Source organism: Streptomyces sp. NPDC100445 (genome assembly GCF_044759735.1).
Lineage (GTDB): Bacteria > Actinomycetota > Actinomycetes > Streptomycetales > Streptomycetaceae > Streptomyces.
In genome coordinates, this window is the sequence record NZ_JBIVZV010000022.1 from 1 (window position 1) to 12,503 (window position 12,503).

At 71.1% G+C, this 12,503-nt stretch carries 2 protein-coding genes and 1 pseudogene; all 3 read left to right on the plus strand.

Translation table 11 applies throughout. The annotated features are described in order from the left end of the window. Positions 1-12: 12 nt before the first annotated feature. Positions 13-270, plus strand: a pseudogene (locus ACIQVT_RS34605) (acyltransferase domain-containing protein); the annotation flags it as partial. 39 nt (positions 271-309) lie between these two features. Further along, entirely contained in the window at positions 310-7,437 is a 7,128-nt protein-coding gene (locus tag ACIQVT_RS34610; RefSeq protein WP_403763723.1) for an SDR family NAD(P)-dependent oxidoreductase, read from the plus strand. Positions 7,438-7,480: 43 nt separating this feature from the next. Further along, positions 7,481-12,503: type I polyketide synthase (locus ACIQVT_RS34615; RefSeq protein ID WP_403763720.1), on the plus strand; the 5,023-nt coding region annotated here is incomplete at its 3' end.

Here is a 12,503-nt window from a genome sequence, read left to right on the forward strand (position 1 = left end):
TCGGGTGGTGTGGTGGATACGGCTGGTTTGGATGGTGGGTATTGGTATCGGAATTTGCGGGAGCGGGTGCGTTTTGAGGAGGTGGTGCGGTCGTTGCTGGGGTCTGGGCGGCGGGTGTTCGTGGAGATGAGTCCGCATCCGGTGTTGGGGTTCGTGGTGGCGGAGACGATGGGTGCGGTGGGTGTTGATGATGGTGTGGTGGTGGGGTCGTTGCGTCGGGGTGAGGGGGGTCGGGAGCGGTTCCTGCGGTCGGTGGGTGAGGTGTATGCGGGGGGTGTGGACGTCGACTGGCAGGCGGTGTTGGAGGGTATGGGGGGCCGACCGGTCCAACTGCCCACGTACGCCTTCCAGCACCAGCGCTACTGGCTCGACGCCGACGACCGGCCCGCCGTGGCGGCCGACCCGGTGGACGCTGCCTTCTGGGCCGCGATCGAGGCCGGCGACACCGGCACCCTCGCCGACGACCTCCAGCTGACCCCCTCCGTACTCCACGACGTCCTGCCCGCGCTGTCGTCCTGGCGCCGCCGCCGTCAGGAACGCACCGTCATCGACGGATGGCGCTACCGGCTCGGCTGGGACCGCGTCCACCCCACCGGCACCACCCCCGACAGCGCCACCGCCACCGGCACCTGGCTCGTCGCCGTCGGCACCGACGACGACCCGCTCGCCGACGCCGTCACCGAAGGGCTCGCCGAACGCGGCGTACGGACCGTGCGCATCCGGGTCGACACCGAGCACACCGACCGGAAGGCACTCGCCGCCGCCCTGCCCGACAAGGGTGTCACCGGCGTCCTGTCGCTCCTCGCCCTCGACAGCCGGCCCCACCCCGCGCACACCGCCTGGTCACGCGGCACCCTCGGCACGGTGACCCTCGTCCAGGCCCTCGGCGACGCCGGGATCACGGCACCCCTGTGGGCCGTCACCTCCGGCGGCGTCGCCGTCACCGGCTCCGCCGAGCTGACCGACGCCTCCCAGCACGTCATGTGGGGCATCGGCACCGTCCTCGCCCTGGACCACCCGCACACCTGGGGCGGCCTCGTCGACCTGCCCGCCGGCACCGACGCCGACCCGCACACCCTCGACCTGCTGTGCACCGCCCTCACCGGCCCCGGCGACGAGGACCAACTCGCCGTACGCCCCGACGGCCTGTACGCCCGCCGCATGCGCCGCGCCCCGCTCGACGGCGCCCCGGCCGGCAGGCCCTGGACACCGCGCGGCACCGTCCTCGTCACCGGCGGCACCGGTGGCACCGGCGCCCATGTCGCCCGCTGGCTCGCCGAACACGGCGCCGAGCACCTGATTCTCACCAGCCGCCGCGGCCCCGACGCGCCAGGCGCCGACGAACTCCGCACCGAGCTGGAGGCCCTGGGCGCCCGGGTCACCCTCACCGCCTGCGACATCGCCGACCGCGACGCCGTCGCCGCTCTCCTCCACGACATCCCCGCCGAACCACCGCTCACCGCCGTCCTGCACCTCGCCGGCGCCCCCCAGACCGAAGCCCCACTGTCCCGGCTCACCGTCGAACAGTTCGCGGACATGGGCCGAGCGAAGATCGACGGCGCCCGCCACCTGGACGACCTGCTCGGCGACCGCGACCTGGACGCCTTCGTGCTGTTCTCCTCCGGCGCCACCGCCTGGGGCAGCAACGGCCTCACCTCCTACGCCGGCGCCAACGCCCACCTCGACGCGCTCGCCCACCGCCGCCGAGCCCGCGGACTCACCGCCACCTCCATCGCCTGGGGCGCCTGGGGCGGCGGCGGCATGGTCGACGCGTCCATGGCCGGCGAGTTCGCCAAACTCGGCATCACCCTCATGGCACCCCGCCTCGGCGTCGCCGCCCTCGTCCAAGCCGTCGAACACGACGAGACCCATGTGGTCGTCGCCGGCATCGACTGGACCCGCTTCGCCCCCGCCTTCACCCTCTCCCGCCCCCGCCCGCTGCTGCGCGGCCTGCCCGAGGTCACCGACATCCTCGCCGGCACCACCGAAGACCACCCCGACACCGACGCCTCCGCCCTCCGCACGGAACTGCTGACCCTCTCTCGGGCCGACCAGGAACGCCGGCTGGTGGACCTGGTCCGCGCCGAGGCCGCCACCGTCCTCGGCCACACCGACACCGGAACCGTCGCGGCGGAACGCGCGTTCAAGGACATCGGCTTCGACTCCGTCACCGCGGTGGAACTACGCAACCGGCTCACCGCCGCCACCCGGCTCCGCCTGCCCGCCACCCTTGTCTTCGACCACCCGAACCCCGGCGCATTGGCCGACCACCTCCGCACCGCACTCCTCGGCGATCACCCCGCCGCGGCCACCCACACCGCCGAAACGGCCCTCCCCGCCGCCGCACCGCCCCCCGCGGCCGACGATCCCATCGCCATCGTCTCCATGGGGTGCCGCCTACCCGGCGGCGTGACCTCCCCCGAGGAGCTGTGGACCCTGCTCGCCGAGGGCCGTGACGCCCGCACCGACTTCCCGTCCGACCGCGGCTGGGACCTGGACCACCTCTTCTCCGACGACCCGGACACCCCCGGCACCACCTACGTCCGCAAGGGCGGCTTCCTGCACGGCGTCGCCGACTTCGACGCCGCCTTCTTCGGCATCAACCCGCGCGAGGCCCTCGCCATGGACCCGCAGCAGCGCCTCCTCCTGGAGACCTCCTGGGAGGTCCTCGAACGCGCCGGCATCGACCCCGCCTCCCTGCGTGGCAAGGACGTCGGTGTCTTCACCGGCATGGGCGCCCAGGACTACACCCCGCGCCTCGGCGGCGGCGCCGAGGGCACCGAGGGCTACGCCCTGACCGGCAGCGCCGGCAGCGTCGCCTCCGGCCGCGTCTCCTACGTCCTCGGCCTGGAGGGCCCCGCCCTCACCATCGACACGGCGTGCTCGTCGTCGCTGGTGGCGATGCACTCCGCGATGCAGGCGCTGCGCGCCGGCGAATGCTCGCTCGCACTGGCCGGCGGTGTCGCCGTGATGTCCACTCCCGGCGTCTTCCTGGAGTTCTCGCGGCAGCGCGGCCTGGCTCCCGACGGCCGCTGCAAGGCCTTCGCCGAAGGAGCGGACGGCACGGCCTGGGCCGAGGGAGTGGGCCTGCTCCTCCTGGAACGCCTCTCGGACGCCCGCCGCAACGGCCACGAAGTCCTGGCCCTGGTACGGGGCAGCGCGGTCAACCAGGACGGCGCCTCCAACGGCCTCACCGCGCCGAACGGCCCCTCCCAGCAACGGGTGATCCGCCAGGCCCTGGCGAGCGCCGGCCTGTCGGCCGCCGACATCGACGCGGTGGAGGCACACGGCACGGGCACCGCGCTGGGCGACCCCATCGAGGCCCAGGCCCTCCTCGCCACCTACGGCCAGGACCGCCCCGCCGACGACCGCCCGCTGCTCCTCGGCGCCCTCAAGTCGAACCTCGGCCACACCGGGGCCACCGCGGGGGTGGCGGGTGTGATCAAGATGGTGCAGGCGATGCGGCACGGGGTGCTGCCCAAGACGTTGCACGTGGACGCGCCGTCGCCGGAGGTGGACTGGTCGGCGGGTGCGGTGGAGTTGCTGACGGAGTCGCGGGAGTGGCCGCAGGCGGAGGGGCGTCCGCGTCGGGCGGGTGTGTCGGCGTTCGGTATCAGTGGGACGAACGCGCACGTGATCCTGGAGGCCGCGGAGGCCGTCGAGGTCGAGCCGGTGGTGGAGCGGGTGGTGGCTCCGGCGGGTGTCGTGCCGTTGGTGGTGTCCGGAAAGTCGGCGGAGGCGGTACGGGCGCAGGCGGCTCGGCTGGCGCGGTTCGTGAGCGGTGACAAGGCACCGAACCTGACGGATGTGGCGTACTCGCTGGCGAACACACGCAGTCACTTCGACCATCGCGCGGTGGTGGTCGCCGAGTCGGTGGCGGAGGCCCGGGAGGGCCTGGGGGCGGTACGGCCGGAGAGCGTGGTGCCGGGCCGCCTGGGTGTGCTCTTCACGGGGCAGGGGTCGCAGCGGGTGGGGATGGGGCGGGAGTTGTATGCCGCCTATCCGGTGTTCGCCGAGGCGTTCGACGAGGTGTGTGCGGCGGTCGATGCCGAGCTGGGCCGGTCTTTGAAGTCGGTGGTTTTCGAGGGTGAAGAGCTGCTGGACGGGACGGCGTTCGCGCAGCCGGCGCTGTTCGCGGTCGAGGTGGCGTTGTACCGGCTGGTGGAGTCGTGGGGTGTGCGCCCCGATTTTCTGGCGGGGCATTCCATCGGTGAGGTGACGGCCGCTTACGTGGCGGGTGTGTGGTCGTTGGAAGACGCTGCCGCACTGGTCGTCGCAAGGGGTCGGTTGATGCAGGCGTTGCCGGCTGGTGGGGCGATGGTGGCGGTGGAGGCCACGGAGGAGGAGGTCGCGCCGCTGCTGTCGGACGGCGTCAGTATCGCCGCCGTCAACGGGCCGACCTCGTTGGTGCTTTCGGGGGTTCAGGGCGAGGTCGAGTCGGTGGTGGCCCGGTTCGAGGGCCGTCGGGTGAAGCGGCTGCGGGTGTCGCACGCCTTCCATTCCCCGTTGATGGAGCCGATGTTGGAGGAGTTCCGGCAGGTCGCGGCTGGGCTGACCTACAACACACCGTTGCTACCGGTGGTGTCGAACCTGACCGGTGAGGTGGCGGACCCTGAGCGGCTCTGCTCGCCGGAGTACTGGGTGGAGCACGTGCGGGGCACGGTTCGCTTCCATGACGGTGTGGGGGCGTTGCGGGCTCAGGGTGTGGCGACGTTCCTGGAGCTGGGCCCGGACGGAGTCCTGACCGGGATGGTGGCGGAGGGCTGTGTGCCGTCGTTGCGCCGGGATGTGCCGGAGGACCGGGCGCTGATGAACGCGGTGGGGCAGTTGCACACCCGTGGTGCCGGGATCGACTGGGAGCGGGTCTTCACCGGCACCGGCGCGCACCGCGTGGACCTGCCCACCTATGCTTTCCAGCACCAGCGCTACTGGCTGGCCGCGGCGGCACCGGCGAGTGATGTCTCGATGCGGCATCCGGTGCTCAACACGGTGCTGACCGTGCCCGACACGGGCGGTGTGCTGTGCACCGGGCGGCTCTCGCGGACCGCGCAGCCGTGGCTCTCGGAGGAACTGTCGGGCGGAGACGTCGTGCCGGGAGCCGCGATGGTCGAGCTGGCGATCCGCGCCGGCGACGAGGTCGGCACCGGCACGGTGCGTGAACTCACCGTCGGGACACCGCTCGTGCTGCCCGCCACCGGCGCCCTCCGCGTACAGGTATCCGTCGGCGACGCCGACGACGAGGGCAACCGCACCGTCGGTGTCTACACCCGCCCGGAACACGGCCACGACTCCTGGACCCGCCACGCCACCGGCACCCTCGCGCCCACGGGTGTGGCGGCGGAGCCGATCAGCGAGGCTCTTGCGGCAGGGGAGTACATCGATGTCGTCCTGGACGACAAACTCAGCGGCGACGCATCACACTTCGGACTTCACCCGGTGCTACTGGAAGCCGCGGCCCGTGTGACCGGCCTGTCCGGTGTGTCCACCGAGTGGCGTGGTACGACTCTGCACGCGTCCGGCGCCTCGGCGGTCCGGGTCCGCCTGACGCCCACCGATTCCGACGGAGTACGTCTGGACATCCGGGACGCGGACGGTGCCCCCGTCGCGTCGGTGGAATCGGTCCTCCTGCGCGACATATCCCGGGACCAGCTGAAGGCACCCGACGCCGGTGAGTCGCTCTTCCGGGTCGAGTGGGTTCCCGTCGTGGTAGGTGAGGATGCTGAGGCCGTCGAGGTGGAGGTGTTCGAGGTCCGGTCGGTCTCGCTGGACGCGGACGCGGTGCACGAGGTGGCGTCGGAGGTGTTGTCGGCTGTGCAGTCCTTTCTGGCGTCCCCCAGCGAGGGTCGGTTGGTGGTGGTGACGCGGGGTGCGGTCGCACTCGGCGACGAGGTGTGCGACCCGGTGGCGGCCACGGTGTGGGGGTTGGTGCGCTCTGCGCAGGTGGAGAACCCGGGCCGGGTCTTCCTGGTGGACCTGGATGCGGACGCTGTTGTTCGTGTCGGGCTGGTGGCGTCGGGTGAGTCGCAGGTGGTGGTGCGTTCGGGTGAGGTGTTCGTGCCTCGGCTGGTGCGGGCGAAGACGGTGGCCTCCGATGTGCCGGTGTTCCGGTCGGGTGGCACGGTGCTCGTCACGGGTGGTACGGGCACGTTGGGCGGTGTGGTCGCCCGGCACCTGGTCACCGCTCACGGCGTGCGGAGTCTGGTGTTGACCAGCAGGCGGGGGCTGGAGGCGCCCGGTGCGCCGGCACTCCGTGATGATCTGACGGCATTGGGTGCGCGGGTGCAGGTGGTGGCCTGTGATGTGGCCGATCGTGAGCAGTTGGCGGGGTTGTTGGCGTGTGTTCCTGCTGAGGCTCCGTTGTCGGGTGTGGTGCATACCGCCGGTGTGCTGGACGACGGTGTGATCGGGAGCCTGACACCGCAGCGGTTGGCTGGGGTGTTCCGGCCGAAGGTGGATGCGGCGCTGGCACTGCACGAGCTGACCAGTGGCTTGGAGCTGGATGCGTTCGTGCTGTACTCCTCCGCCTCCGGTGTTCTGGGCGGCCCCGGACAGGGGAACTACTCCGCTGCCAACGCCTTCCTGGACGCGTTCGCCCAATACAGGCGCGCGCAAGGCTTGCCCGGCCTTTCCCTGGCCTGGGGCCTGTGGGCTGACACCAGTGGTATGACGAGCTCGCTGGGCGCGTCCGATCAGGCGCGCATGAGCCGCAGCGGTATCCGGCCGTTGTCCGCCGAGGAGGGTATGGCACTCTTCGACACCGGTCTCGGAGCTGATGAACCGGCCCTCTTCGCGGCCAAGTTGGACTTCGCCGCTCTCCTCGAACAGGCCGCCCTGGACCGGATGGCACCTTTGCTGCGCGGTCTCGTACGGCAGCCGCGCCGCAGTGTCCGGACCGGCGCGGCCGGCGTCGGCGCGAACGGCGCGGCGGGCGAGTCGCTGGCCGAGCAGTTGGCGTCCATGTCCGAGACCGACCGGCAGCGCACCCTGCTCGACCTGGTGCGGGCCGACGCCGCCGCCGTGCTGGGGCGCCGTGAACGAGACGCCGTCGCACCGGAACGCGCCTTCAAGGACCTCGGGTTCGACTCCCTCACCGGCGTGGAACTCCGCAACCGACTCGCGGCCTCCACCGGGATCCGGTTGCCCGCGTCGGCGGTGTTCGACCACCCGACTCCGGCGGCCCTCACCGCCGTACTGATGGAGCAACTCGGTGCGTCACCGGTGTCCGTGCTCGACGAACTGGACCGGCTGGAAGCTGCGTTGACCTCGGCCACTCTGGACGAAGAGGTCAGGGCCCAGGCGGCCAAGCGGCTTCAGACGTTGGCCGGCCGGTGGGCGGTGTCGGACCCCCGTCCCGAGGCTGAGGAGGACTTCGACCTCGATTCCGCCTCCGACGACGAACTCTTCAGCTTCGCCGAGAACGAACTCGGATCCTCCTGACAGCGGCGCCGGCCCCCACACCTGCTGAGCAGAAAGACACCCGATGACCACGAACGACGCCAAGCTGCGCGACTACCTCAAGCGTGCCCTCGCCGACCTCAGCCAGGCGCGCAAGCGGCTGCGTGAGGTCGAGTCCGAGAGGACGGAACCGATCGCGATCGTCGCCATGGGATGCCGTCTCCCGGGCGGCGTGTCGTCTCCGGAGGACCTTTGGGAGCTGGTCGCCGGTGGGCACGACGGCATCTCGCCGTTCCCGACCGACCGGGGCTGGGACGTGAACGGGTTGTACGACCCGGACCCGGAGCGCCCCGGGAAGTCGTACGTCAAGGAAGGCGGCTTCGTCACGGATGCCGCCGACTTCGACGCCGCCTTCTTCGGGATCAGTCCGCGCGAGGCAGTGGCGATGGACCCCCAGCAGCGGCTGCTGCTGGAGACGTCGTGGGAGGTCTTCGAACGGGCCGGTATCGACCCGACGTCCATGCGCGGTCGTAACGTGGGCGTCTTCGCCGGAACCAAGCCCCAGGACTACATCCCCAGCCTCGAAAGCGGGGAGTCCAGTGCCGAGGGGTACGCCCTGACGGGCAGCGCCGGCGCGGTCACCTCCGGCCGCGTCTCCTACGCCTTCGGCTTCGAGGGCCCCGCCGTCTCCATCGACACGGCCTGCTCGTCGGCGCTGGTGGCCATCCATCTGGCCGCCCAGGCGCTGCGCAGCGGTGAGTGCGCGCTCGCTCTCGCCGGTGGTGTGTCGGTGATGGCCACACCGGGCGCCTTCGTGGCCTTCTCCCGGCAGCGGGGCCTGGCGGCCGACGCGCGCTGCAAGGCCTTCGCGGCGGCGGCGGACGGCACGGCATGGGCCGAGGGGGTCGGCCTACTGCTCCTCGAACGGCTGTCGGACGCGCGACGCAACGGGCACCAGGTCCTGGCGGTGGTGCGGGGCACGGCGGTCAACCAGGACGGCGCCTCCAACGGCCTCACCGCGCCGAACGGCCCATCCCAGCGACGCGTCATCCGCCAGGCACTGGCCAGTTCCGGGCTCCTCGCCTCGGACATCGACGCGGTCGAGGCGCACGGTACGGGTACGTCACTGGGCGACCCCATCGAAGCGCAGGCCCTGCTCGCCACCTACGGCCAGGGCCGTCCGGCCGACCGCCCGCTCTGGCTGGGGTCCGTGAAGTCGAACATCGGTCACACGCAGGCCACCGCGGGGGTGGCGGGTGTGATCAAGATGGTGCAGGCGATGCGGCACGGGGTGCTGCCCAAGACGTTGCACGTGGACGCGCCGTCGCCGGAGGTGGACTGGTCGGCGGGTGCGGTGGAGTTGCTGACGAAGTCGCGGGAGTGGCCGCAGGCGGAGGGGCGTCCGCGTCGGGCGGGTGTGTCGGCGTTCGGTATCAGTGGGACGAACGCGCACGTGATCCTGGAGGCCGCGGAGGCCGAACCGGCGGTGGAGCGGGTGGTGGCTCCGGCGGGTGTCGTGCCGTTGGTGGTGTCCGGGAAGTCGGCGGAGGCGGTACGGGCGCAGGCGGCTGGGCTGGCGCGGTTCTTGGACGCCGACGATGCGCCGAACCTGACCGATGTGGCGTACTCGCTGGCGACGACCCGGACGCATTTCGACCACCGAGCCGTGGTGGTCGCCGAGTCGGTGACGGAGGCGCGGGAGGCTCTGGCGTCGTTACGGCCGCAGACTGTACTCGATGACCGCCTGGGTGTGCTGTTCACGGGGCAGGGGTCGCAGCGGGTGGGGATGGGACGGGAGCTGTATGCCGCCTATCCGGTGTTCGCCGACGCCTTTGACGAGGTGTGCGCGGCCGTCGATGCGAAGCTCGGTCAATCTCTGAAGACGGTGGTCTTCGAGGCCGGGGAGCTGCTGGACGGGACGGCGTTCGCGCAGCCGGCGCTGTTCGCGGTCGAGGTGGCGTTGTACCGGCTGGTGGAGTCGTGGGGTGTGCGCCCCGATTTTCTGGCGGGGCATTCCATCGGTGAGGTGACGGCCGCCTATCTGGCGGGTGTGTGGTCGTTGGAGGACGCTGCCGCACTGGTCGTCGCAAGGGGTCGGTTGATGCAGGCGTTGCCGGCTGGTGGGGTGATGGTGGCGGTGGAGGCCACGGAGGAGGAGGTCGCGCCGCTGCTGTCGGACGGTGTGAGTATCGCCGCCGTCAACGGGCCGACCTCGTTGGTGCTTTCGGGGGTTCAGGGCGAGGTCGAGTCGGTGGTGGCCCGGTTCGAGGGCCGTCGGGTGAAGCGGCTGCGGGTGTCGCACGCGTTCCATTCCCCGTTGATGGAGCCGATGTTGGAGGAGTTCCGGCAGGTCGCGGCTGGGCTGACCTACCGCGCGCCGTCGTTGCCGGTGGTGTCGAACCTGACCGGTGAGGTGGCGGACGCCGAGCGGTTGTGCTCGCCGGAGTACTGGGTGGATCACGTGCGGGGCACGGTTCGCTTCCATGACGGTGTGGGGGCGTTGCGGGCTCAGGGTGTGGCGACGTTCCTGGAGCTGGGGCCGGACGGTGTGCTGACCGGGATGGTGGCGGGGGGCTGTGTGCCGTCGTTGCGCCGGGATGTGCCGGAGGACCGGGCGCTGATGAACGCGGTGGGGCAGTTGCACACGCGTGGTGTCGCCATCGACTGGGGGCGGGTCTTCGCCGGCACCGGCGCGCACCGCGTGGACCTGCCCACCTACGCCTTCCAGCACCAGCGGTTCTGGTTGAACCCGGCCCGGCCCGAGGGGGATCCCGCGCTGGCCGCCGGGCATCCTCTGCTCGACACGGTGGTGGGGGTCCCGGAGACCGGGGGTGTGGTGTGCACCGGTCGGTTGTCCCTGGCCGTCCAGCCCTGGTTGGCGGACCACGTGGTGTCCGGCACGGTTCTGCTGCCTGGTGCCGCCTTGGTGGAACTCGCGATCCGCGCCGGTGACGAGGTCGGTGCTCATACCTTGCGCGAACTGGTCATCGAGGCACCCTTGGTGATCCCGGACGAGGGCGCCGTACGCGTCCAGGTCTCGGTCGGCGAGGATACGGGTGGCGGGGTGCGGTCGGTCGCGGTGCACTCGCGGCCCGCCGAAGCCGGGTTCGGTGCACCGTGGGTGCGTCATGCGACCGGGCTGCTCGGCGAGGACGCGTCGTCGCCTGGTGCCGGCTTGGGGGTGTGGCCGCCGGAGGGTGCTGTGGCGGTTGATGTGTCGCATCTGTACGAGGGCTTGGCCGGTCGTGGGTATGGCTATGGGCCGGTGTTCCAGGGGTTGCGTGCGGTGTGGCGGCGGGGCGATGAGGTGTTCGCCGAGGTCGCCTTGCCGTCGGGTGAGGTGGATGGGGCGGCGGGGTTCGGTCTGCATCCGGCTTTGTTGGACGCGGCGTTGCATGCCGGGGCTTTCTCGGGTGCGCGTGAGTCCGGTGGGGGCGGGTTGTTCTTGCCGTTCGCGTGGAGTGGTGTGTCGTTGCCCGCTTCGGGTGCCTCTTCGCTGCGGGTGCGGTTGTCTTCCACGGGTGCGGAGTCGCTGTCGCTGGAGTTGTTCGATGGTGAGGGTGTGCCGGTGGCGTCGGTGGACTCGCTGGTGTTGCGGGCGGTCACCGAGGAGCAGTTGAGGGCCTCCGGCGACGCCGGTGAGTCGCTCTTCCGGGTCGAGTGGGTTCCCGTCGTGGTAGGTGAGGATGCTGAGGCCGTCGAGGTGGAGGTGTTCGAGGTCCGGTCGGTCTCGCTGGACGCGGACGCGGTGCACGAGGTGGCGTCGGAGGTGTTGTCGGCTGTGCAGTCCTTTCTGGCGTCCCCCAGCGAGGGTCGGTTGGTGGTGGTGACGCGGGGTGCGGTGGCGCTCGGCGACGAGGTGTGTGACCCGGTGGCGGCCACGGTGTGGGGGTTGGTGCGCTCTGCGCAGGTGGAGAACCCGGGCCGGGTCTTCCTGGTGGACCTGGATGCGGACGCTGTTGTTCGTGTCGGGCTGGTGGCGTCGGGTGAGTCGCAGGTGGTGGTGCGTTCGGGTGAGGTGTTCGTGCCTCGGCTGGTGCGGGCGAAGACGGTGGCCTCCGATGTGCCGGTGTTCCGGTCGGGTGGCACGGTGCTCGTCACGGGTGGTACGGGCACGTTGGGCGGTGTGGTCGCCCGGCACCTGGTCACCGCTCACGGCGTGCGGAGTCTGGTGTTGACCAGCAGGCGGGGGCTGGAGGCGCCCGGTGCGGATGCTCTGAAGGTCGAGCTGGAGCAGGCCGGCGCCCGGGTGCAGGTGGTGGCCTGTGACGTGGCCGATCGTGAGCAGTTGGCGGGGTTGTTGGCGTGTGTTCCTGCTGAGGCTCCGTTGTCGGGTGTGGTGCATACCGCCGGTGTGCTGGACGACGGTGTGATCGGGAGCCTGACACCGCAGCGGTTGGCTGGGGTGTTCCGGCCGAAGGTGGATGCGGCGCTGGCACTGCACGAGCTGACCAGTGGCTTGGAGCTGGATGCGTTCGTGCTGTACTCCTCCGCCTCCGGTGTTCTGGGCGGCCCCGGACAGGGGAACTACTCCGCTGCCAACGCCTTCCTGGACGCGTTCGCCCAATACAGGCGCGCGCAAGGCTTGCCCGGCCTTTCCCTGGCCTGGGGCCTGTGGGCTGACACCAGTGGTATGACGAGCTCGCTGGGCGCGTCCGATCAGGCGCGCATGAGCCGCAGCGGTATCCGGCCGTTGTCCGCCGAGGAGGGTATGGCACTCTTCGACACCGGACTGACCACCGACGACCCCGTTCTCGTCGCGGCCAAGTTCGATCTCGCGGCCTTGGGTCGGCAGGCTGCCACGTCCGAGGCGCCGGCGATGTTCCGGCACCTGATCCGGAGCCCGCGTCGCACTGCGGCCTCCGGTACGAGCAGTACCGCCAGCACCTCGTTGAGCAGCCGATTGGCGGCCCTCCCGGTCGATGAGCAGGGGCGTGTGCTGCTGGAGTTGGTGTCGGGTGAGGTGGCGGTGGTGTTGGGGCATGCGGGGGCGGGGGAGATCGGTGCGGGGCAGGCGTTCAGTGATCTTGGTTTTGATTCGCTGACGGCGGTGGAGTTGCGTAACCGGTTGAACGCGGTGACGGGTTTGGCTTTGTCGGCGACGTTGA

What these genes read in the sequence shown, in the direction of transcription:
- ACIQVT_RS34610 (WP_403763723.1), top strand. Translation starts at nt 310, where the DNA reads ATGGGGGGCCGACCGGTCCAACTGCCCACGTACGCCTTCCAGCACCAG.